Origin of the sequence: Serratia proteamaculans (genome assembly GCF_013337185.1) — a bacterium.
In the GTDB taxonomy this organism is placed as follows: Bacteria; Pseudomonadota; Gammaproteobacteria; order Enterobacterales; family Enterobacteriaceae; genus Serratia; species Serratia proteamaculans_D.
The window spans coordinates 141,245-161,503 of sequence record NZ_SWDE01000004.1 but is presented as its reverse complement, the minus strand read 5'-3'; the positions used below and the strand labels follow the sequence as shown (position 1 = coordinate 161,503).

Genomic DNA, 20,259 nt, shown 5'->3' with positions numbered 1-20,259 from the left:
GCAGGTTTCCTCTTTTAATGAATAGGGGCGGCAGGTTGCGGCGCAGCACCGGCAGCAGGCGCATCGCCTGCCTTGTCCGTATCATTCTGGCCGCCGCTCTTATACAGGAACTGGCCGATCAGATCTTCCAGAACCATGGCTGATTTAGTGTCCTGAATAGTACCGCCATCTTTCAGGATGGTAGTCCCCATATCCGGATCTTCAAAACCGACGTTCAGTGCCAGATATTGCTCCCCCAGCAGGCCGGAGGTGCGGATCGCCAGCGAACTGGTATCCGGTATCTGATTGAATTTCTCCTGGATATCCAGGGCAACGCGCGGCGTATAAGTTTTAGGATCGAGCGAGATATTGGCCACTCGACCAATCACCACGCCGCCGATTTTCACCGGTGAACGTGCTTTCAGACCACCGATATTATCGAAGGTCGCGTAAATACGGTATGTCGGTTCGTTACCGATCGACTTAATGTTTGCCACTTGCAGGCACAAAAACACGACGGCGCACAGCGCAATCAGCATAAATGCCCCAACCCAGATTTCACTCTTCTTCGTTTGCATCGAATCAATTCCCAAACATCAGTGCTGTCAGCACGAAATCCAATCCCAACACCGCCAGTGACGAATGTACCACGGTACGGGTCGTTGCCCGGCTAATCCCTTCAGAGGTCGGTACTGCATCATACCCGTTGAAGATGGCAATCCAGGTCACGGTGATGGCAAATACCACGCTCTTGAGCAGGCAGTTGAGCAAGTCTTTTTTCCACTCTACCGCTCCCTGCATCGCCGACCAGAAGAAGCCACCGTCAATGCCCTTCCAATCTACGCCGACTATCGAACCGCCCCAGATACCAATGGCGACAAAGATCAGCGTCAACAACGGCATGCTGATCAAACCGGCCCAGAAGCGTGGCGCGACAATACGCCGTAGCGGGTCGACCGCCATCATTTCCAGGCTGGAGATTTGTTCGGTCGCTTTCATCAGGCCAATTTCGGCCGTCAGCGCGGAACCGGCACGACCGGCAAACAGCAGTGCCGTCACCACCGGGCCCAGTTCACGTAACAGCGACAGCGCCACCATCATGCCCAGGCTGGCTTCGGCACTGTAGGTGGTAAGCACCAAATAGCCCTGTAGCCCCAGTACCATGCCGATAAACAACCCGGAAACCATGATAATCAACAGTGATTGCACGCCCACACTGTGCATTTGCTTAAGCAGCAATGGCCACTGTTTGCGCGGCTCGGGCCGCCCGACCAGCGCGCCCCACAGCATCAATCCGGCGCGCCCAAAGCTGGCGCTGGTGTTGATGCCACGGCGTCCTAACGACGCTAACGCCTGTAATAACATCAGCTTATTTACTCCCTAAACCTAACAACTCGGCCTGGTAATCGCCGGCCGGATAACGGAAAGGCACCGGCCCATCGGCAATACCATCCAGGAACTGGCGCACGCGTGCATCAGGATTGTTCTGTAATTCTTGCGCCGTGCCTTCGGCAATCACCCGATGATCGGCAACAATGTACGCGTAGTCGGCGATGCTCAGCACCTCCGGCACATCGTGCGAAACCACAATACAGGTGATGCCCAGCGCATGATTGAGCTCATCGATCAACTTAACCAACACGCCCATGGTGATCGGATCCTGGCCGACGAAAGGCTCGTCGAACATGATCATCTCCGGGTCGAGCGCAATCGCCCGCGCCAGCGCCGCACGCCGCGCCATTCCGCCGGACAACTCATTGGGCATCAGCTCGGCCGCGCCACGCAGTCCGACCGCCTCCAGCTTCATCATTACCGTACTGCGCAAAATAGGCTCCGGTAAGCGGCTGTGCTCACGCAGCGGATAAGCCACGTTTTCAAACACCGTCAGATCGGTGAACAGCGCGCCAGACTGGAACAGCATGCTCATTTTCTTACGGGCTTCATACAGCTGATGGCGGGACAAGGCGGGGATGTCGTCGCCATCAAACCAGATCTCACCGCTGTCCGGTGTCAACTGGCCGCCAATCAGACGCAGCAGCGTTGTTTTACCAATACCGGACGGCCCCATGATCGCCGTCACCTTGCCACGGGGAACCGTCAGGTTGATGTCTTCGAATATTAGTCGATCGCCGCGAGAGAAAGTCATGTCGCGAACTTCGACCAGATTCTCTGCCTTCTGGTGCATGTTAATGGATCCTTTGCGGCTTATTTTTGCTAAATCTACCCGCGATGTTAAAGCAACGGGCGCAATGCGTCTCATCTTTACAAAAACTTACCGGCATTTCGTTACCAATGGTGCCATAGGTTTTACTTTTACGCGCCACCCGGTCAAAATTGGCACCATAACGAAAAAAAACGAAAGTGTTCATATATTAGCCGGGAAATCCCGTTGCTGCGGCTTTAGCCTGCGCAACGGAGGGCAAAGCAAGATAGCCGAATGACGGCTTTTAACCAACGAACCGGGATAATACCCAACAAAGGACCCTGCATGTTTCTCGCGATAGTTTTATTAATCGTTGGTTTATTTTTACTGGTGTATGGCGCAGACCGCTTAGTTTACGGTGCTGCGGTGATTTCTCGTTCACTTGGTGTGCCACCATTGATTATCGGCATAACCATCGTCGGTATCGGCACTTCGCTGCCGGAACTGTTTGTTTCGACCACCGCCGCGCTGAACGGGCAAATAGATATGGCGGTCGGAAACGTAATAGGTTCCAACATCACCAATATTCTATTGATCCTTGGTGTTGCCGCACTGATCCACCCGCTGGCTGCGCGTTCTGAAGTATTGAGGCGCGAACTGCCGCTGATGTTGGCGGTCACAGTATTGTGCGGTTTTGTGCTGATGGACGGCACGCTGAGCCGGCTGAATGGCGTGGTGCTGCTGGCCGCCGCCGCCGTCTTCATTCTGTTAATGCTGAAAATTGCCCGGCTGGCGCAGCGAGAAGGCAGCGACAGCCTGACCCTGGAACAAATGGCCGAGCTGCCGCAGGACAGCAGCAACACCGTGGCGGTGCTGTGGCTGGTGCTGGCGTTTATCATTCTGCCGCTGTCTTCCAAAATGGTGGTCGATAACGCCACGGTGATTGCGCACTTCTTCGGTATGAGTGAGCTGGTGGTCGGCCTGACCCTTATCGCTGTCGGCACCAGCCTGCCGGAACTGGCCACCTCCATCGCCGGAGCACTAAAGGGTGAGGATGATATGGCAATTGGCAATATCATCGGCTCCAACATTTTCAATACGGTGATAGTACTGGGTGTCCCCGCCCTATTGTCCCCGGGCAGCGTCGATGGCGCCGCCTTCCACCGCGATTACTGGGTGATGCTGGCGGTCAGCATTGTGCTCACCGCCCTGTGCGTTGGGCGTAAACATCGTATCGGTCATCTGGCAGGGGCTCTGTTATTATGTGGCTTTATTGCGTATCTTGCGGTGCTGTTTTTTAACCCTTTCAGTACTTTCGGCTAAACCGACGGGAATGAGCATGTCGAATATTCAGTTGCAACCAGGCTTTGATTTTCAGCAGGCAGGCAAAGAAGTGCTGCAGATTGAGCGTGACGGGCTGGCCCAGCTCGATCAATACATCAATGCAGACTTTACCCGCGCCTGCGAATTGATCGCCGAATGCACCGGTAAAGTGGTGGTGATGGGCATGGGTAAATCCGGCCATATCGGCTGCAAGATTGCCGCCACCTTCGCCAGCACCGGCACGCCTTCGTTCTTTGTTCACCCTGCGGAAGCCAGCCACGGCGACCTCGGCATGGTGTCTGCACAGGATATCGTGCTCGCCATCTCCAACTCCGGTGAGTCCAACGAAATCCAGGCGCTGATCCCGGTATTGAAGCGCCAGCAAATCCCGTTGATCTGCATGACCAACAACCCGGAAAGTTCGATGGGCAAAGCGGCGGATATTCATCTGTGCATCAAGGTGCCGCAAGAAGCCTGCCCGCTCGGCCTGGCACCGACCACCAGCACCACCGCCACCCTGGTGATGGGCGATGCGTTAGCCGTTGCCCTGCTGAAAGCCCGCGGTTTCACGCCGGAAGACTTTGCGTTGTCACACCCTGGCGGCGCTCTGGGCCGCCGACTGCTGCTGCGCGTGAGCGACATCATGCACAGCGGCGATGAAATTCCCCACGTCAGCGCCGATGCATCGCTGCGCGACGCGCTGCTGGAAATCACCCGCAAAAATCTGGGCATGACGGTCATCTGTGACGACCTGATGAAGATCGCCGGTATCTTTACCGATGGTGACCTGCGCCGGATTTTTGATATGGGCATCAATCTCAACGAGGCCAAAATTGTCGATGTTATGACGCTCGGTGGCGTGCGGGTGCGTCCGAACCTGCTGGCGGTCGACGCGCTGAACCTGATGCAGCAACGCCATATCACCTCGGTGCTGGTTGCCGATGGCGACCAGTTGCTGGGTGTGGTACATATGCATGACATGCTACGCGCCGGCGTCGTTTAATTATGGAAGAGAACTCAATGAGTCTGGTTGAAACCTGCTACGGGCCAGTAGAACAAGAGGTCATGGCTCGCGCCGGTAAAATCCGCCTGCTGATTTGTGATGTCGATGGCGTGCTGTCAGACGGCCTGATTTTCATGGGCAACAATGGCGAAGAATTAAAAGCGTTTAACGTACGCGACGGTTACGGCATTCGCTGCCTGAAAACCTCGGGTATTGAAGTGGCCATTATTACCGGCCGCTCCGCCAAGCTCCTGGAAGACCGCGCGAATACCCTCGGTATTACCCACCTTTACCAGGGGCAATCCGATAAGCTTTTGGCCTTCCGCGAACTGTTGGATACACTGTCGCTAACGGCAGATCAGGTAGCCTATATTGGCGACGACCTGATCGACTGGCCGGTGATGGCTCAGGTTGGCCTGTCGGTCGCGGTGGCAGATGCACATCCTCTGCTGCTGCCACGCGCCCACTATATTACCCGCATTGCCGGCGGCCGCGGCGCGGTGCGCGAGCTGTGTGACATTATTCTTTTGGCTCAGAACAAGCTGGAGGACGCCAAAGGGCTGTCGATATGAGTAAAACCAAACTTTGGATCACCATCCTGCTGGCGGTGATCGCATTGGCGCTGATTGGCTGGAACATGACGGATGTCAATGATGATGCCACGCCGGGGCCGGTTAACAGCCAGGACCCGACTTATCAGAGCCAGCACACGGTCACCATAGTGTACAATCCGACCGGCAAGCTGAGCTATAAGCTGGTGGCGGAAGACGTGAAGTACTATGAAGCCGACGAATTAAGCTGGTTTACCCAGCCAGTGATGACGCTGTTTGATGAAAACGCGGTGGCCACCTGGTCAGTTCGCGCCGATCGCGCCAAACTGACTAAAGACCGGATGCTGTATCTTTACGGCCATGTCGAGGTGAACAGCCTGACCACCACCTCACAGCTGGAAAAAATTAAAACAGACAATGCTCAGGTGAACCTGGTGACCCAGGATGTGGCTTCGGACGACGAAGTGACACTCTATGGGACGAACTTCACCTCTAACGGCATGAAAATGCGTGGGAACCTGCGGGCCAAAACCGCTGAGCTGATTGATAAGGTTAAGACCAACTATGAAATTCAGAACCAACAAACAAAGCCGTAATCTATTGATCGGCAGCTTGATTTTGGCCGCCAGCGCCCCTGCCTGGGCGCTGAAGTCCGACTCCAGCCAACCGGTAAGCATCGACTCGCTGAAACAGTCTCTGGATATGCAGAGCAACGTCAGCACCTTTACCGATAACGTGGTGATCAAGCAAGGCACTATCGATATCAAGGCCGACAAGGTTGTGGTGACCAGGCCAGGCGGCGATCAGAACAAAACTTATATCGAAGCCTTTGGCAACCCGGTGACCTTCTATCAGATGCAAGACAACGGCAAGCCGGTGAAAGGCCATGCGCAGAAGGTTCGTTACGATGTGGCGTCGCAGTTGGTGACCCTGACCGGGAACGCCTATCTGGAACAGCTCGACAGCAACGTAAAAGGCGATCGCATCACCTATCTGGTGCAACAGCAGCAAATGCAGGCGTTTAGCGACAAAGGCAAACGCGTGACTACGGTCCTGGTACCGTCGCAGTTGCAAGACAAAAACGGGCAAAAGAAGAGTAACTAATCACTTATGGCTACACTCATCGCAGAAAACCTGGCGAAAGCCTACAAGGGCCGCAAAGTTGTTGAAGACGTCAGCCTGAAAGTGAAATCCGGCGAGATCGTCGGCCTGCTGGGGCCAAACGGCGCCGGCAAGACCACCACCTTCTACATGGTGGTGGGTATCGTTCAGCGTGATGCCGGGCGTATCGTGATTGACGAAGAAGACATCAGTCTGCTGCCGCTGCACGCCCGTGCACGCCGTGGCATCGGCTATTTGCCGCAGGAAGCATCCATCTTCCGCCGCCTCAGCGTGTATGACAACCTGATGGCCGTGCTGGAGATCCGTGAAGATCTCAGCAGCGAGCAGCGAGCCGACCGTGCGGTAGAACTGATGGAAGAATTCCATATCACTCACCTGCGCGACAACCTGGGCCAGGCGCTGTCCGGTGGTGAACGCCGCCGCGTCGAGATCGCCCGTGCGCTGGCAGCCAACCCGAAATTCATCCTGCTGGATGAGCCGTTCGCAGGGGTTGACCCGATTTCCGTTATCGACATTAAAAAAATTATCGAGCACTTGCGTGACAGCGGCCTGGGCGTGCTGATCACCGACCATAACGTGCGCGAAACGCTGGACGTGTGTGAACGCGCCTATATCGTCAGCCAGGGCAAACTGATTGCCCACGGCACGCCGGATGCTATTCTGGCCGATGAGCAGGTGAAACGCGTTTATCTGGGCGAAGAATTCCGCCTCTGAGTGCCAGCGCGTCCTGATGGACGACTGTTAACGGAAGTAGACTGAAGAATATGAAGCAAGGTTTGCAACTCAGGTTTAGCCAACAACTGGCCATGACCCCCCAGCTCCAGCAGGCTATCCGCCTGCTGCAGTTGTCCACGCTTGAGCTCCAGCAGGAGATACAGCTGGCGTTAGAGAGCAACCCATTGCTTGAACAGAGCGACCTGCACGAAGAAGTCGACGCCAAAGAAACTGTCGAAACCGAAGGTTTGGATACCCGCGAGGCGTTGGAACAAAAGGACATGCCCGAAGAGCTGCCGCTCGACGCCACCTGGGACGAAATCTACACCGCCGGCACGCCGTCAGGTACCCGCACCGATTACAATGACGATGAGCTCCCTGTTTATCAGGGCGAGACCACCCAGACCCTGCAGGATTACCTGATGTGGCAGGTGGATCTGACGCCGTTTTCCGATACCGATGCCGCCATTGCCACCTCAATCGTCGACGCCGTTGATGACACCGGCTATCTCACCGTGCCGCTGGAAGACATTCTGGAGAGCCTGGGTGACGAGAATGTGACAATGGACGAAGTCGAAGCGGTATTGAAGCGCGTACAGCGTTTTGATCCGGTTGGCGTCGCCGCGCGCGACCTGCGCGATTGTCTGCTAGTTCAGCTTTCCCAGTACGCCAAAGACACGCCCTATCTGGCTGAAGCACGGCTGATCATCAGCGAGCATCTGGACCTGCTGGCTAACCACGACTTTCGCAGCCTGATGCGAACAACGCGCTCAAAAGAAGATACACTGAAAGAAGCGATGTTGCTGATCCAGTCACTGGATCCCCGTCCGGGTCAGTCGATCAACACCGGCGAATCCGAGTATGTGATCCCGGACGTGCTGGTGCGCAAAGTGCAGGATGTCTGGACGGTCGAACTCAACAGCGACAGCATTCCACGCTTGAAGATCAACCAGCAGTACGCGGCGATGGGCAATAGCGCGCGTAACGACAGTGACGGCCAGTACATCCGCAGCAATTTGCAGGAAGCGAAATGGCTGATCAAAAGTCTGGAAAGCCGAAACGACACTCTGCTGAAAGTTTCGCGCTGCATCGTCGAGCAGCAACAGGCGTTTTTTGAACAGGGTGCAGAATTTATGAAGCCCATGGTGCTGGCAGATATCGCCCAGGCTGTGGAGATGCATGAATCGACAATTTCACGTGTGACCACGCAGAAGTTTTTGCACAGTCCGCGCGGCATTTTCGAATTGAAATATTTCTTCTCCAGCCATGTGAATACCGACAGCGGGGGCGAAGCCTCCTCTACGGCGATCCGGGCAGTGGTGAAGAAAATGATCGCGGCGGAAAACCCCGCCAAACCGCTCAGCGACAGCAAGCTGGCCACCCTGCTCTCCGATCAGGGGATCATCGTGGCGCGGCGCACCGTCGCCAAGTACCGAGAGTCTTTGTCCATCCCGCCGTCCAACCAACGTAAACAGTTGGTTTGACCTCTATTGAGAAGGAAGACATTATGCAGCTCAACATTACCGGACACCACATCGAAATCACCGAACCTTTGCGCGAGTTCGTGAACACCAAGTTCGCCAAACTCGAACAGTATTTTGACCGCATAAATCAGGTGTATGTCGTACTTAGTGTGGAAAAAGTGCAGCAGATTGCGGAAGCGACGGTGCACGTGAATGGAGGCGAGTTGCACGCCACCTCGGAAGACGAGAACATGTATGCCGCAATTGACTCCCTGATCGACAAACTGGCGCGTCAATTGAACAAACATAAAGACAAACTGAAACAACACTGACATTCTGGGCCGTTTCCGTCAGCGGGTACGGCTCAAACGTAGCCTCGGCCATCGGCGCGTTACCTGTATGGGTATCGCGCCGATAAGCCATCAAGGGTTAAACAAGGCGAAAAATCACCTCACAAGCCTCCTGCTTGCTGGTGTGGTTTTAAGTGAAGATGAGATGAACAACGAAACAATGCAATTAAGCTCGGTGTTAAACATCGAGTGCACCAGAAGCTCCGTCCATTGCACCAGCAAGAAACGGGCTTTGGAAATTATCAGCGAACTGGCCGCAAAACAGCTCAACCTGTCATCACAGGTGGTGTTTGACGCGGTTCTCACCCGCGAGCGCATGGGCAGTACCGGTATCGGCAATGGTATCGCTATTCCCCACGGCAAACTGGAAGAGGACACACTGCGGGCCGTTGGCGTGTTTATCCGTCTCGACCAACCTATCGCCTTTGACGCCATTGATAACCAGCCGGTCGATCTGCTGTTTGCCTTACTGGTACCGGCCGACCAATGTAAAACTCATTTGCATACTCTGTCGCTGGTCGCCAAGCGCCTGGCCGACAAAACCGTATGCCGCCGCCTGCGTGCGGCGCAAAGTGACGAAGAGCTTTACCAAATCATCACCGAGTAACGCCCGGCTGGCGTGACTTCCAGCCCGGATAACGATACTGTTTAGCCACGATGGGTCCCGGTTCGGACAGGGATCCTAAAGTTTCTAACGGTGGCGATAAACGCCACTGAGATGCCAGGGGGAGTTGCCACATGGTGCTGATGATTGTCAGCGGCCGTTCCGGTTCAGGGAAATCCGTCGCCTTGCGGGCGCTGGAAGACATGGGTTTTTACTGCGTTGATAACCTGCCCGTGGTACTGCTGCCGCAGCTTGCCAATACGCTGGCGGAACGCAATAGCTCCGCTGCGGTAAGCATCGACGTACGTAACATGCCGGAATCGCCGGAAGTGTTTGAATATGCGATGACCCAACTGCCGGACAGCTTTTCGCCGCAGTTGCTGTTCCTCGATGCCGACCGTAATACGCTGATCCGCCGCTACAGTGATACTCGCCGTCTGCACCCGCTATCGAGCAAGAACCTGTCGCTGGAAAGCGCCATCGATGAAGAGAGCGACCTGCTTGAGCCACTGCGCTCCAGGGCCGATCTGATCATCGATACCTCGGAAATGTCAGTGCATGAGCTGGCCGAAATGCTGCGTACCCGCCTGTTGGGCAAACGCGAGCGCGAGCTGACCATGGTGTTCGAATCCTTCGGCTTTAAGCACGGTATCCCAATCGACGCCGACTACGTGTTCGACGTACGCTTCCTGCCTAACCCGCACTGGGATCCGAAACTGCGTCCGATGACCGGCCTGGATAAACCCGTCGCCTCGTTCCTCGATCGCCACACTGAAGTGCACAACTTTATCTACCAGACCCGCAGCTATCTCGAACAGTGGTTGCCGATGCTGGAAACCAACAACCGCAGCTACCTGACGGTCGCCATTGGCTGTACCGGCGGTAAGCACCGTTCAGTCTACGTGGCAGAACAGTTGGCCGACTACTTCCGCTCACGCGGCAAAAACGTGCAGTCACGCCACCGCACGCTGGAAAAACGCAAACAATGACGGTCAAACAAACGGTTGAAATCAAAAACAAGCTGGGCATGCACGCACGCCCGGCGATGAAGCTGTTTGAGCTGGTGCAGAGCTTTGATGCCGAGGTGATGCTACGCAACGACAGCGGCACCGAGGCCGAAGCCAGCAGCGTGATTGCGCTGCTGATGCTGGACTCCGCGCAGGGTCGTCATATCGAAGTGGAAGCCACCGGCCCGGATGAAGCGAAAGCACTGGCGGCGGTCATTGAGTTGATCAATTCAGGTTTTGACGAAGACTAGTAGCTTGGGGTGTCGCATACGGCACCCTCTTACTTATCCCCTGAAGTTCCCCACTAGATCCGGCTTAAACAGTCCAGCGCCACCGCCTTGAAGCTGTCGAAATTGTCACTGCCCAACAGACGAGTCATCGAACGTTCGCGCACAAAGGTGACGAACAGATCGTAGATTGCCATCGCCTCTTCGTAATCGCTCTTGCTGATTGCCAGCAGGAAAATCACGTGAGCAATTTCACCTTCACCCCAGACCACCCCCCGCGGCGCCAGCAGCGTCACCACTACGGTTTTCTTCGCCAGCAACCCCAGCGAGTGCGGCAATGCGATCCCTTCGCCCAGCAGGGTAGAAACAATCGCCTCGCGCTCCACCACTGAAGGGTAAAAATCTTCGCCAACATAGCCTTCTTGCTCAAGCTGGCTGCACACCTGCTGGAATAATTCCGCCTGGGTCAGCGGCTCGTTGACCAACATAAAATGCTCGGCGTCGAAGAACTTCTCCAGCATATAGGGCTTGGTGCGATCCACCAGCACCAGTTTGCCAAGCTGTTCGAGCTGGTATTCGGTCGGGAACGGCGACATCACCACCACCGGCTTGTTCTTTTCGCTGACCCGCGCATTGGAAATAACGAAGTCTTCGTCGATATGGTTGAGCACCTCGTAATCACGCAGTGAAACGATACGCGTCATCACCAACTGCGGATATTTGCGCGCGATCTGCGCCTGGATCATCCGCACCGTCGAGTTACCGGTATCGCACACCAGCATCACCTGCGGATGTCGCTCATAGCCGATGTTGTAATGCCGCTCCAGCCCAACGCCAATGTGCAGTACCAGATAACCAATCTCGTTTTCACTCAGGGTATAAGGCGTGTATTTTCCCCAACTGGAGACCGCGGCCAGCGTCACGTCATAGGCCATCGGATAGTGCTGTTTAATGTTCGCCAGCAACGGGTTGGGGATATTAATCTGGTATTTCACCCGGGTGATCATGGTCTTGATATGGGTCAGCAGATCGGCGCGCAGCTGCTTGTCGCCCTGCAGATTGTAGTTATAGTGCGCGTTGATATACGACAGAATGTAATCCACCAGCGCTTCTTCATCGTCGGCGTTGATCTCGGTCGGTTGCACCTCCTGCACCCGCCGCGCGGCGATGTTCACCCGCAGGTAGGCCTCTTCCGCTATCGATATCTCTTTGCCACTGGCTTTGCGCAGTTCCCCGGCCAGCCAGGTCGACACCTTGCGCACCGCGTCATCCCCGTCCTCAACGTCAAAGTCCGGCAGCGGATAACCATCGGTAATGCGTCGCAGCGCCACTGCACAGTAGAAAATCAGATACTGCTCACCTTCGTCCGTCAGACGAATGGCATATTGCGACAGCAACGGATGCAGCAAACCGGCAAAGGTCACCACCTGCGGTTGCCGCAGGATCTCATTGTTGAGCAGTGGATTTTCGGCATCGGCCAGATGCAACTGGAATAACAGATCGGTCAGACAGGCGCGGATCGCCATCTCTGAACCAAACAGCTTCATGCCGTAACGCGGTTTGGTTTCAATGGTCAACTGGTAGTGCGCCAGACGCTCTCTCACCTCAGCCATGTCGTTTTGCAGCGTGCCGCGGCTGACAAACCATTCATCGGCTAAATCTTCAAGCTTCAGAGAAAAGGCTGAGGTCAAAAAACGAATCAGCAGATAGTGCACCCGCTCCTGGGCGCTGCGTGGCGTGGCGTGTTTTTTACGTTCCTGATGCTGCAGGGCGCTAAACAACGCGGCGTCATCGACCTGCAGGCGATAACCCGCCCCACGGCTATGCACAAAGTGAGCGCCATAGTTTTCCAGAATATCGTTCAGCGCGGTGATGTCGGCACGCACGGTTCGGGTGGACACGGCGAAGCGCTTCGCCAGTTCTTCCTGTGGCAAAGTCTCAGACTGCAAAGCATCAAACAGATAGGCCAAACGCGGGTAGGGAAATCGCACCATTCTCTTTCCGTCAATTAAGGTGCCCGCCTGGGGAATCAGGCGGGCAACGGGTTACTTCGCCACCGGCAAGAACACCATTTGCGAGGGGCTGCCCACCGGCGTATAGCCTTCAACAAAGCTGAGTTTGCCGCTGGCCTTATCCACGCCAAAACGGGTGACGTTATCGCTGCGTTGGTTCATGGCATAAAGATAACGCCCGTCCGGGCTTAGCGTCAGGGAGCGTGGATAATCGCCGCGCGTCCAGGTTTCCGCCACCGCGTGCAACTCGCCATCGCTGCCGACGCTGAACTGCGCAATGCTGTTATGTAGCCGGTTGGCGACATACAGATTTTTCCCGTCTGCGCTCAGAACCAACCCGGCAGCAAAGTTGGTCCCCTTATAATCGGCAGGCAGCGAAGAAACAACATGTAACTGTTTCAAAGTCCCTTTTTGGCTGTCGAAACGGTAGCTGGTCAGCGTTGAAGCCTCTTCGTTCACCAGCAGCACAGTTTTGCCGTCCGGATGGAAGACAAAGTGACGCGGGCCGGCACCAGCAGAAGATGCAGCGATCCACGGTGGATCGTTCGGCGTCAGTTGGCCACTGGCATCGTCAAAGCGCCACTGGTAGATCCGATCCAGCCCCAGATCGGTAGAAAACACAAACTTGCCGCTCGGATCGCTGGCGATCATATGCGCATGCGGCCCGTTGTGATCGCTGATGGCAAAACTGCCTTCTACCGCGCCCTCCGGCTTACCGGCACCTGCGGGCCCTTGCTGTTGCTGTACCGAGCTGGCGTTGCCCAGTTTACCGTCGCTCTCTACCGGGAAAGCCGCCACGGTGCCGCTGACGTAGTTCGCTACCAGCAGATAACGGCCATTGGGCGTCGGAAAAAGATATACCGGCCCCGCGCCTTGGGAATCGACCTGATTGAGCTGAGTCAGATTGCCATCGGATGGATTGATGCGGTAAGCGATGATGCCGCCGTGTTTGGTGCCGTTAAAATCTGCCACTTCGCTGGCAACATACAGCGTCTGGCCTTTGGCATCCACGGTGAGCTGTGCCGGGTTGGCCTGCTTGCTGACCAGCGTTTTACCGCTCAACGCACCGCTGGCCGAGTCGACCTGCACCCGATAAACGCCTTCACCGTTAGGATTGTAGGTACCGATATAAGCAAAATGAGATGACGTAGATTTCATAGCATCCTCAGCATGCAGCACCGGGCTGGTCATCGCCAGTAGCGCCAGGGTTAACGCGGTGCGTAGGGTTGGAGACTGCCAGTTTCGCATAGTTATCCTTATGATAGATAGCGGCGCGGAATGCCCGCGCCGGTGGATACAAAGCCTGTCGCCTCCCTGCCTTACGTCATCCGATAATGCGTTTACCCGACCAGCTTTTTGGTGATTGCCAGCAAGGTTTTAACGTCCTGCGGGCGAGTGTTGCCCGTGGCAGAATCGATGATGGAGCTGTAGATATGTGGGATCACCCGTTTCACACCCGCAGCCAGTGCGATCTCGACGATCGGCTCGAAATTTTCCAGATCGATGCCGCCGGTCGGCTCCAGCATAAAGTCATGTTCTGCGCAGGCTTGGGCCACATACTGGTATTCTTCTTTGCACGCCAGCCCGCCCATCGGGAAATATTTGATTGAGCTGCCGCCCATATCTTTTAACAGGGCAATGGCGGTTTCCACCGGCACAATGCCGTCCGGTGCCGCAGCACTCAGCGGGCCGGTCGAGATCTTCACCCAGCCAACGCGGCCGGTGGGTGACACCAGGCCATTGACCACGCTGTCATTTTGGCCCAGCAGTGCGCGGCTGGCACCGACACCGGTAAACACCTGGTTTACGTGCTGTGGCTGCACCTGCTGAGAAATCAGACTGACCATCGACGACTGTTTCGGATCGCCCGCGCCCAATCCCACCGACAGCGCATTCTCAATCAGCCGCGCATAGCGCTGCATGTCTGCCACTGCACTGTCGACGTCCGGGTAGTTCTTAGACAGAACGCCCACCAGCACATGCCCTTCCGCCGCCGAATAAATGTCCTGCGCATTGTCTTTCGAGCCGGCCAAGACGTTGAGGCACACGCGATCGCGATAGTAGTTAGGTTGCAGCTTCATGCTTGTTTCTCCGTGAACAGATTTTTAATACAGGTGAAGACGGTCATCAGCTGTTGCTGATCAACGCTGCGCACATCCACTTCAATCTTGCCTTCGTTGGCCTTATAGCCGCGGAAGTAGATAGCGATATCGCCGGTTTTCAGCGCCTGCACGATGTCGTAGGTAGAACGTCCGAGCACCGCTTCGTCAAAGGTGATCTCTGCCCGCGCAATATCGCGGCCGGCACTGTCCCAGACGGTTTTGGCGCTGATGCCGGTCAGGGTGTTCAGGCTGTCGATAAACGGCGTCATTCTTTCCACCATTTGCTGACCGGTGGTTTTCTCCAACGTCAGATAGCTTTCGATCGCCTGCGTCAGGCCGAGGATGCCCTCTTTGCCCACTTTCATCGCCCGGCCGATGCCGCCGGATTGCAGCTTCACCCACTCGACGTATTGCTTCTTGCCGATCACCAACCCGCTGGTTGGGCCTTCGATGGCTTTGGCACCGCTGTAAATCACCAGGTCGGCCCCCATCTGGTAGTAACACAGCAAATCTTCTTCCGCCGCGGCGTCGACGATCAGTGGCAGGCTATGCTTGCGCGCCACCACCACCGCCTGTTCAACGGAAAGAATGCTTTTCTGCACGCAGTGGTGCGACTTGATATAGAGAATAGCGGCGGTCTGCGGCGTGATGCAGGCTTCGAGCTGCTCGGCAGAACACTCGTTGGCATAACCCGCCTCGACCACTTTGCCGCCACCCAGCGCCACCATGGTGTCGACCGGCGCGCCGAAGTTGACGTTATGGCCACGCGGCAATACGATTTCGCGCGGTACGCTAATCGGCGCAGAGTGCAAATTCACCAGCAGGTTGGCGTTGTCTTTGACGATCAGTGCCGCCACCGATTGGGCGATGCCTGCCGAGGCACAGGAAACGATCACCGCATCTTCGACATTCAACAGATTGGCGATATAGGCGCCGGTCTTGTCGACCAGATCCTTGATTTCAAAATAGTGATTCAGGCCATAGTCAACCGCATCAATGACGTCCTGACGCGGTGTGGACACGCCGAGCATGGTCATGCGACCTGAAGTATTAATGACTTGTTTTAAATTATATTTTTCATAAATCGAAGACATGAGCGGCTTTCCCTTCATCGGTTAATAGGATTTCCCCGGCCACCACCGCGGCCAGCGGAACCAGCAACTGTTGGCCGGCTGCCGATTGCCCTTCTGAATCGGCAAACACCTGCGGCCCCTGGCGGAGATCAAACAGGGTGAAATCGGCGTCGCAACCCACTTCAAGCCGGCCCTTATTGACCAGGCGTAGCGCCGACGCGGCATTCTCAGTCACGCAGGCGATCACTTGCGGCAGCGACAGCCCGACGCTGAAGAATTTGGACATCACCGTCGCCAGGCTGTGTACCGGCCCGGCCATGCGGTTGCGGCAATAAATATCGGAACTGATGGTATGCGGCAAAATGCCCAAGGCTATCGCCTGCCGGGCGACCTCAAAGCTGAAGCTGGCACTGCCGTGGCCAACGTCGAGCAGCACACCGCGCTGCAGCGCACGCTGGATAGACTCACGCAGCGTGCCCGCCGGGGTCAGAATGCGGTTTGGTTTGCCGTTGTAGCAGTGGGTGATAATGTCGCCACGGGTCAGCAGATCGGCTATCTCATCGAGATCCGGTGGGTTATTGCCGATATGCACCATCAACGGCAATTGGTTATTTTCCTGTTGGATCTCTTTGGCAAGCACCAGCGGCCGGGTGCCATTCTGGCCAACCACGCTGCTGCTCATGCGCGCCTTGATGCCAATGATAAAGCCCGGGTGTTCACTTATTGCCTGGCCGACTTTCTGCTTGTCGATATCGGCCAGGTCTGCCAGTTCGTTCTGTCGCAGCAGACCGATACGCGAAATATTCAGGAAGGCAAAAACGTTGGTTTTGGCACGGCGCGTCAGTGCATAAAACGTATCTACATCGTCAGTGCCGGTGCTACCGGCGTCGACCACCGTGGTGACGCCACAGGCGGTGCCGACCAAATCCGGTTCGTCATGGTAAATCGGCGAAGAGGGGTAACAATGCACGTGGGAGTCGATCCAGCCGGCACTCAGGTGGTGATTGCCCGCCAGATCCCATAGCCGATGCGCGCGAACGTCTTCAGCCAGTTGCCCGACCGCGGCAATCTTGCCGTCCTGAACCGCCAAATCGACCAGTCGGTCATCCGCCAGTCTGGCGCGTCTGATTACTAAGTCATACATACTGCATTACTCCTTTTCAAGCAGGGGAGCGGCGTGCCGCTCCCCAACAATCACAGTGGCATTTAAGCGATGGCTACCGGGAAAATAGCCCCTAACAGCATCGCCCCGAGGATCGCCCCGCCAGTGATTGGCTTATTCCAGATATAGAACAGCAGTGCGCCGAGCAGTGAACCAATACCAATCGGAATCGAGGCGGTCATCGCCGACAGGATGATCAACGGCCCCAGGAAACGACCGGAGGAGTTACCTGCGCCCATCATCACGTCCGCCCCGTAGGTGGAGTTGCTCTGATTGATGGTAAATTTACGCGCCAGAATGATCAGGTAGCCAATCGCCAGACCTATCACCAGGCCGGTGATTAGCGAGGCGGCAAAGTTGGCAACCGGGAAGATAATGCCAGCCCCAAGCAACAGTGCCGGCACTCCCAGGCCAACACCGGTCTGGATTGCACCACCGATGTCCAGGATCCCCACCAGCGAGCCTTCGATGATGCGCGCAAACAGGAAGCTGGCACCAAATGCCGCCACCGCACCATAAACGCCGGTATCCATTCCAGCCCGCAGCATGGAAACGAAGGCCACTTCGTTAAAGGCACCGATGCCGTACAGGTAGTACATGTGCGTCCCGGCGAACACGCCGGACGAGAGCAGGCCAACAAAAATCGGGAATGACCAGTCGGCATACCAGAAGCCTTTTTGGGTTTGTTCTTCCATCATCCAGCTCCTTATTTACCGCTCAGGGTATTGTGAATGGCATCCAGCCAGCCCGGCACGCCGAGGCTGAAGGACTCGAGGACTTTCATGTCGAAGCCGCGGAAGAAACCGCTCAGCACGAACAACAGCACGATCACGGCCATCATGATCTTGGTGATTTTGTTCCAGCCGCTCTCTTCCACGCCTTTACCGATCAGGATACCCAGCACCAGACCCGGTACGGCGTTGCCCATGATCAGCTGCGCCAGGCCGCCGAAGATGGTGCCCCAGAAACCGGAGCGACGCCCGGCGTCGATAGCCGCCAGCCAGAAGATCACCGGCATCACGGTGTTCACCAGCAGGTTAGCTGCCGGCACCAACACTTTAATCGCCGTGACCTGCAGCGCAGCAGGCACTGCAGAAGCGGTGGTGTTGAGGAAAGCCACCACCAGCATGCCGATAATGCCGCAGGCGATAGCCATTTTTTTCGGGTCGTGCAGCGTTTGCGCCAGGTTGCGGTTTTTGACCATCAACGCTGCCGCCCCCCAGTGTGGGATGATGCGGTGGTCAACGTCCTGCGTGAAGGCCCCGGCCGCCACGGAAGACGCCCAGGCGTTGAAGAAGAAGCCCAGACCGAATGAGAAATGGGAAGCCGGATCGCCCTCGCAGGAGTTCAGCTCGCCCAAGGTACGGAAAGCGCCCATGCCCTGAGTGGTTGGGGCATGGAACATGCGTGCGGCGCCGGCCCCTACGCCAACCCCCACCAGTCCGCCGATAATAAGCGACTTAAATAAGATGATTAAAAACATCAGTATACCCTTTGATTTATGCTAACGTTTTTATTTCGTGACGAAGACAACTTTTTCTGTATTGATGATTGTCACGTTCACGGTTATTTCCAGAGATACGGAATAATTCTTTCTTTCGCGCGGCAGAAAGAAGAATAGAAACTTTTCTTTTGTTATTTTCTCTTCCGCTCTTAATACGCTGACATCCTGCGGTTCAATACGCAGCAGAATATTACTGGTGGATTTTAATACCGCGCCCTGCACGTTGGCCAAGGCGGAAGCAAAAGCTTTCGCTTTGCTGTCGCCCTTACCCTCCACCTTTACCGACGTTGTATATTGTTCTTTCATTACGGATTGCCGTGTTTTTTAACGTAGGCCTCAACCAGCCTTTGCCCCAGCTCTTCTTTATCCATAAAACCGAAGCCTAATACGGTGCAGCCTTCGTTAATTGCCGTCACGCCTTCATCAATCGAGCGCATGCCGTATTTGGCTTTGTAGCCGTATTTGGTCTGAGCGGTAATGGCCCCTGCACCGCCGCTGCCGCAGAAAGAAATACCCAGCTGTGCACCTTCCGCTTTCATTACGTCGCCCAGCTTCATATCCGCCGCCACGCCAGGGATCACAATGGCTTTTCCGCCTGCATTTTCAATGCCCTGACCCACTTTCTGACCTTTACCCAAACGATCGCCAATCACTACGGTAATCTGACCCATGGTATTTCTCCTGATTAAATTAATTCGTTAACTGCTATTGGTTATTATCTTTCGCCACTTCAAAATGGACGGAAAGCAAATAAGCCTCTTCGATCGGTAAAGTGGCAAATTGCCCCACTACCCGCTCGGCCATTTGCATTGATTCCGCCGAAATTTCATCAAACAGTGATTTATCGACTTCCGGTAATGGCTCGCCGGTTATTGAGCGTAGCACCATGGCACGAATATGCGACTCCAGCATCTGTTGCTGTACCGCGTTGGTATAAATACCCTCGGCGTTTAGCATCTCGGTAATACCTGCCAGCACCTGTTCGGTGATTGTCCCGGCCAGGCTGACATCGGGTTGCTCACTATTTTCTATCGCAACAGATCCATCATTCACTTTTCAGTACCCCTAGATCCAAACATGATTCGGTCAATTGCACGGCATCACCTGAATAACCCGCCTTCTCTGATGCCTTTACCCTAACCCCGGGAAGATTTTCTGTGTAGCCTGTTTTTTTCCAGTTGGAAGTGGAAATTCAGTGACCGTCAGGGATCCATTTCGCAAAATAAGCTTTTGCCAGATAATTTAATTAAATTACAAAAAGATAACGCCACAAACTGTTTCCAGTTCGCCCAGCGGTGGTGAAAAGCTTCGTGATCGGGATCTCTTTCTTTTCCCCGCCTAACCGCCTACTATCGGTAAGACAATTCGACATCAACAACACCCCCGCTCCTCTGGCGCGGGGGTGTTGCTTTTGTGCTGTTTTTCCGAATTTATGGGCGCGTAACCTGACGCCCTTTGATTTGACTGGAGAGTGGAGAATGACCAAACCAACCATTACTATTAATGAGCTGGATGCGGAGCGCCTGGATGCGCTATTGGCACAACCGGCCTTTGCCAACACCGATGTCGCTACCGCGCTGAACATCGAGCTGGATCGCGCCGAAATTCTGCCGCCGTCCCAGATCCCAGCCAACGTGGTGACCATGAACAGCCGCGTGCGTTTCCGCGATCTGCATACTGCAGAAGAACACGTGCGGACGCTGGTTTATCCGGCTTCGCTGAAGGACAGCCACGAACAGCTTTCGGTAATGGCACCTTTGGGGGCAGCCCTGCTGGGCATGCACATAGGTAACCAGATTACCTGGCAGTTGCCGAACGGTGAGGAAGCTCGTATCGAAGTGCTGGAACTGTTGTACCAGCCGGAAGCGGCGGGTGAATACCACCGCTAAGCGGTTATCAGGGCGGTATCCTGCCGCCCTT

General features: G+C 55.5%; 26 protein-coding genes. 13 read left to right on the top strand and 13 right to left on the bottom strand.

Features of this window, described 5'->3' with window-relative positions:
- Positions 1-14: 14 nt before the first annotated feature.
- The 3 genes from mlaD to mlaF are packed head-to-tail and all read right to left on the bottom strand — an operon-like array spanning position 15 to position 2,164.
- Positions 15-557 carry an outer membrane lipid asymmetry maintenance protein MlaD gene (gene mlaD / locus FCL49_RS16935; RefSeq protein WP_135318169.1) on the bottom strand — a complete coding sequence of 181 codons (543 nt, stop codon included), beginning with the start codon at positions 555-557 and terminating at the stop codon, positions 15-17.
- 4 nt (positions 558-561) lie between these two features.
- Positions 562-1,344 carry a lipid asymmetry maintenance ABC transporter permease subunit MlaE gene (mlaE, locus tag FCL49_RS16930; RefSeq protein ID WP_012147055.1) on the bottom strand — a complete coding sequence of 261 codons (783 nt, stop codon included), beginning with the start codon at positions 1,342-1,344 and terminating at the stop codon, positions 562-564.
- A gap of 4 nt (positions 1,345-1,348) precedes the next feature.
- Positions 1,349-2,164 (bottom strand): phospholipid ABC transporter ATP-binding protein MlaF, encoded by an 816-nt coding sequence (gene mlaF, locus FCL49_RS16925; RefSeq protein WP_135318170.1) that lies wholly within the window; start codon positions 2,162-2,164, stop codon positions 1,349-1,351.
- 4 nt (positions 2,165-2,168) lie between these two features.
- Between mlaF and FCL49_RS16920 the strand changes: the two genes are divergently transcribed.
- The 12 genes from FCL49_RS16920 to npr all read left to right on the top strand — a co-directional run bounded on the left by FCL49_RS16920 (position 2,169) and on the right by npr (position 10,510).
- Positions 2,169-2,420 (top strand): hypothetical protein, encoded by a 252-nt coding sequence (locus FCL49_RS16920; RefSeq protein ID WP_174354443.1) that lies wholly within the window; start codon positions 2,169-2,171, stop codon positions 2,418-2,420.
- Between the two features lie 47 nt (positions 2,421-2,467).
- The gene (locus FCL49_RS16915) at positions 2,468-3,445 is read left to right on the top strand and encodes a calcium/sodium antiporter (RefSeq protein WP_174354442.1); all 978 of its coding nucleotides are present in this window, start codon (positions 2,468-2,470) and stop codon (positions 3,443-3,445) included.
- Between the two features lie 16 nt (positions 3,446-3,461).
- Positions 3,462-4,448: an arabinose-5-phosphate isomerase KdsD gene (kdsD, locus tag FCL49_RS16910; protein WP_135318172.1), complete on the top strand. Its 987-nt coding sequence runs from the start codon at positions 3,462-3,464 to the stop codon at positions 4,446-4,448.
- A gap of 17 nt (positions 4,449-4,465) precedes the next feature.
- Positions 4,466-5,020 carry a 3-deoxy-manno-octulosonate-8-phosphatase KdsC gene (gene kdsC, locus FCL49_RS16905; RefSeq protein ID WP_135318173.1) on the top strand — a complete coding sequence of 185 codons (555 nt, stop codon included), beginning with the start codon at positions 4,466-4,468 and terminating at the stop codon, positions 5,018-5,020.
- Positions 5,017-5,595: an LPS export ABC transporter periplasmic protein LptC gene (gene lptC / locus FCL49_RS16900; RefSeq protein WP_135318174.1), complete on the top strand. Its 579-nt coding sequence runs from the start codon at positions 5,017-5,019 to the stop codon at positions 5,593-5,595. The genes kdsC and lptC overlap by 4 nt, the downstream gene beginning before the upstream one ends.
- Positions 5,564-6,103 carry a lipopolysaccharide ABC transporter substrate-binding protein LptA gene (lptA, locus tag FCL49_RS16895; RefSeq protein WP_135318175.1) on the top strand — a complete coding sequence of 180 codons (540 nt, stop codon included), beginning with the start codon at positions 5,564-5,566 and terminating at the stop codon, positions 6,101-6,103. Before lptC ends, lptA begins: the two co-directional genes overlap by 32 nt.
- A 6-nt stretch (positions 6,104-6,109) precedes the next feature.
- The gene (gene lptB, locus FCL49_RS16890) at positions 6,110-6,835 is read left to right on the top strand and encodes an LPS export ABC transporter ATP-binding protein (RefSeq protein WP_135318176.1); all 726 of its coding nucleotides are present in this window, start codon (positions 6,110-6,112) and stop codon (positions 6,833-6,835) included.
- Between the two features lie 50 nt (positions 6,836-6,885).
- Positions 6,886-8,319, top strand: a complete 1,434-nt coding sequence (rpoN, locus tag FCL49_RS16885; RefSeq protein ID WP_174354441.1) for an RNA polymerase factor sigma-54 — start codon at positions 6,886-6,888, stop codon at positions 8,317-8,319.
- 23 nt (positions 8,320-8,342) lie between these two features.
- The gene (gene hpf, locus FCL49_RS16880; RefSeq protein ID WP_012147063.1) at positions 8,343-8,630 is read left to right on the top strand and encodes a ribosome hibernation promoting factor; all 288 of its coding nucleotides are present in this window, start codon (positions 8,343-8,345) and stop codon (positions 8,628-8,630) included.
- 163 nt (positions 8,631-8,793) lie between these two features.
- Positions 8,794-9,255, top strand: coding sequence for a PTS IIA-like nitrogen regulatory protein PtsN (gene ptsN, locus FCL49_RS16875; RefSeq protein ID WP_012147064.1), 462 nt, complete (start codon positions 8,794-8,796; stop codon positions 9,253-9,255).
- Between the two features lie 131 nt (positions 9,256-9,386).
- Positions 9,387-10,241: an RNase adapter RapZ gene (gene rapZ, locus FCL49_RS16870; protein WP_012147065.1), complete on the top strand. Its 855-nt coding sequence runs from the start codon at positions 9,387-9,389 to the stop codon at positions 10,239-10,241.
- Entirely contained in the window at positions 10,238-10,510 is a 273-nt protein-coding gene (npr, locus tag FCL49_RS16865; protein ID WP_012147066.1) for a PTS phosphocarrier protein NPr, read from the top strand. Before rapZ ends, npr begins: the two co-directional genes overlap by 4 nt.
- 53 nt (positions 10,511-10,563) lie before the next feature.
- Here the strand turns inward: npr and FCL49_RS16860 are convergent, their stop codons facing one another.
- The 10 genes from FCL49_RS16860 to FCL49_RS16815 form a co-directional block, all read right to left on the bottom strand.
- Positions 10,564-12,480 (bottom strand): BglG family transcription antiterminator, encoded by a 1,917-nt coding sequence (locus FCL49_RS16860; protein WP_174354440.1) that lies wholly within the window; start codon positions 12,478-12,480, stop codon positions 10,564-10,566.
- A 51-nt stretch (positions 12,481-12,531) separates the two neighbouring features.
- Positions 12,532-13,746, bottom strand: coding sequence for a lactonase family protein (locus FCL49_RS16855; RefSeq protein WP_174354439.1), 1,215 nt, complete (start codon positions 13,744-13,746; stop codon positions 12,532-12,534).
- 92 nt (positions 13,747-13,838) lie between these two features.
- Positions 13,839-14,579, bottom strand: coding sequence for a 2-dehydro-3-deoxy-phosphogluconate aldolase (gene dagF, locus FCL49_RS16850; RefSeq protein WP_174354438.1), 741 nt, complete (start codon positions 14,577-14,579; stop codon positions 13,839-13,841).
- On the bottom strand, positions 14,576-15,694 hold the full coding sequence (locus tag FCL49_RS16845) for a DgaE family pyridoxal phosphate-dependent ammonia lyase (protein ID WP_174354437.1): 1,119 nt from the start codon (positions 15,692-15,694) through the stop codon (positions 14,576-14,578). Before FCL49_RS16845 ends, dagF begins: the two co-directional genes overlap by 4 nt.
- Complete coding sequence (locus tag FCL49_RS16840) at positions 15,678-16,817, bottom strand: amidohydrolase/deacetylase family metallohydrolase (protein WP_174354436.1); 1,140 nt, start codon at positions 16,815-16,817, stop codon at positions 15,678-15,680. The genes FCL49_RS16845 and FCL49_RS16840 overlap by 17 nt, the downstream gene beginning before the upstream one ends.
- A gap of 62 nt (positions 16,818-16,879) precedes the next feature.
- Positions 16,880-17,530: a DUF4310 family protein gene (locus FCL49_RS16835; RefSeq protein WP_037416299.1), complete on the bottom strand. Its 651-nt coding sequence runs from the start codon at positions 17,528-17,530 to the stop codon at positions 16,880-16,882.
- A gap of 11 nt (positions 17,531-17,541) precedes the next feature.
- Positions 17,542-18,318, bottom strand: coding sequence for a DUF4311 domain-containing protein (locus FCL49_RS16830; protein WP_012147073.1), 777 nt, complete (start codon positions 18,316-18,318; stop codon positions 17,542-17,544).
- A 30-nt stretch (positions 18,319-18,348) separates the two neighbouring features.
- Positions 18,349-18,645 (bottom strand): DUF4312 family protein, encoded by a 297-nt coding sequence (locus tag FCL49_RS16825; protein ID WP_061807823.1) that lies wholly within the window; start codon positions 18,643-18,645, stop codon positions 18,349-18,351.
- Positions 18,645-19,010: a glycine-rich SFCGS family protein gene (locus FCL49_RS16820; RefSeq protein ID WP_012147075.1), complete on the bottom strand. Its 366-nt coding sequence runs from the start codon at positions 19,008-19,010 to the stop codon at positions 18,645-18,647. Before FCL49_RS16820 ends, FCL49_RS16825 begins: the two co-directional genes overlap by 1 nt.
- A gap of 34 nt (positions 19,011-19,044) precedes the next feature.
- Positions 19,045-19,392 carry a glycine dehydrogenase gene (locus tag FCL49_RS16815; RefSeq protein WP_167519928.1) on the bottom strand — a complete coding sequence of 116 codons (348 nt, stop codon included), beginning with the start codon at positions 19,390-19,392 and terminating at the stop codon, positions 19,045-19,047.
- A 425-nt stretch (positions 19,393-19,817) separates the two neighbouring features.
- Between FCL49_RS16815 and rnk the strand changes: the two genes are divergently transcribed.
- A complete protein-coding gene (rnk, locus tag FCL49_RS16810; protein ID WP_174354435.1) occupies positions 19,818-20,228 on the top strand; it encodes a nucleoside diphosphate kinase regulator in 411 nt (136 codons plus the stop codon).
- The last annotated feature ends 31 nt before the right edge of the window (positions 20,229-20,259 follow it).

What these genes read in the sequence shown, in the direction of transcription:
- ptsN (WP_012147064.1), top strand. Translation starts at nt 8,794, where the DNA reads ATGAACAACGAAACAATGCAATTAAGCTCGGTGTTAAACATCGAGTGC.
- mlaD (WP_135318169.1), bottom strand. Translation starts at nt 557, where the DNA reads ATGCAAACGAAGAAGAGTGAAATCTGGGTTGGGGCATTTATGCTGATT.
- FCL49_RS16835 (WP_037416299.1), bottom strand. Translation starts at nt 17,530, where the DNA reads ATGGAAGAACAAACCCAAAAAGGCTTCTGGTATGCCGACTGGTCATTC.
- kdsC (WP_135318173.1), top strand. Translation starts at nt 4,466, where the DNA reads ATGAGTCTGGTTGAAACCTGCTACGGGCCAGTAGAACAAGAGGTCATG.
- FCL49_RS16855 (WP_174354439.1), bottom strand. Translation starts at nt 13,746, where the DNA reads ATGCGAAACTGGCAGTCTCCAACCCTACGCACCGCGTTAACCCTGGCG.
- FCL49_RS16830 (WP_012147073.1), bottom strand. Translation starts at nt 18,318, where the DNA reads ATGTTTTTAATCATCTTATTTAAGTCGCTTATTATCGGCGGACTGGTG.
- dagF (WP_174354438.1), bottom strand. Translation starts at nt 14,579, where the DNA reads ATGAAGCTGCAACCTAACTACTATCGCGATCGCGTGTGCCTCAACGTC.
- FCL49_RS16845 (WP_174354437.1), bottom strand. Translation starts at nt 15,694, where the DNA reads ATGTCTTCGATTTATGAAAAATATAATTTAAAACAAGTCATTAATACT.
- FCL49_RS16915 (WP_174354442.1), top strand. Translation starts at nt 2,468, where the DNA reads ATGTTTCTCGCGATAGTTTTATTAATCGTTGGTTTATTTTTACTGGTG.
- kdsD (WP_135318172.1), top strand. Translation starts at nt 3,462, where the DNA reads ATGTCGAATATTCAGTTGCAACCAGGCTTTGATTTTCAGCAGGCAGGC.
- FCL49_RS16840 (WP_174354436.1), bottom strand. Translation starts at nt 16,817, where the DNA reads ATGTATGACTTAGTAATCAGACGCGCCAGACTGGCGGATGACCGACTG.
- lptB (WP_135318176.1), top strand. Translation starts at nt 6,110, where the DNA reads ATGGCTACACTCATCGCAGAAAACCTGGCGAAAGCCTACAAGGGCCGC.
- FCL49_RS16920 (WP_174354443.1), top strand. Translation starts at nt 2,169, where the DNA reads ATGGATCCTTTGCGGCTTATTTTTGCTAAATCTACCCGCGATGTTAAA.
- FCL49_RS16820 (WP_012147075.1), bottom strand. Translation starts at nt 19,010, where the DNA reads ATGGGTCAGATTACCGTAGTGATTGGCGATCGTTTGGGTAAAGGTCAG.
- rpoN (WP_174354441.1), top strand. Translation starts at nt 6,886, where the DNA reads ATGAAGCAAGGTTTGCAACTCAGGTTTAGCCAACAACTGGCCATGACC.
- rnk (WP_174354435.1), top strand. Translation starts at nt 19,818, where the DNA reads ATGACCAAACCAACCATTACTATTAATGAGCTGGATGCGGAGCGCCTG.
- rapZ (WP_012147065.1), top strand. Translation starts at nt 9,387, where the DNA reads ATGGTGCTGATGATTGTCAGCGGCCGTTCCGGTTCAGGGAAATCCGTC.
- mlaF (WP_135318170.1), bottom strand. Translation starts at nt 2,164, where the DNA reads ATGCACCAGAAGGCAGAGAATCTGGTCGAAGTTCGCGACATGACTTTC.
- FCL49_RS16825 (WP_061807823.1), bottom strand. Translation starts at nt 18,645, where the DNA reads ATGAAAGAACAATATACAACGTCGGTAAAGGTGGAGGGTAAGGGCGAC.
- mlaE (WP_012147055.1), bottom strand. Translation starts at nt 1,344, where the DNA reads ATGTTATTACAGGCGTTAGCGTCGTTAGGACGCCGTGGCATCAACACC.
- lptA (WP_135318175.1), top strand. Translation starts at nt 5,564, where the DNA reads ATGAAATTCAGAACCAACAAACAAAGCCGTAATCTATTGATCGGCAGC.
- hpf (WP_012147063.1), top strand. Translation starts at nt 8,343, where the DNA reads ATGCAGCTCAACATTACCGGACACCACATCGAAATCACCGAACCTTTG.
- npr (WP_012147066.1), top strand. Translation starts at nt 10,238, where the DNA reads ATGACGGTCAAACAAACGGTTGAAATCAAAAACAAGCTGGGCATGCAC.
- lptC (WP_135318174.1), top strand. Translation starts at nt 5,017, where the DNA reads ATGAGTAAAACCAAACTTTGGATCACCATCCTGCTGGCGGTGATCGCA.
- FCL49_RS16860 (WP_174354440.1), bottom strand. Translation starts at nt 12,480, where the DNA reads ATGGTGCGATTTCCCTACCCGCGTTTGGCCTATCTGTTTGATGCTTTG.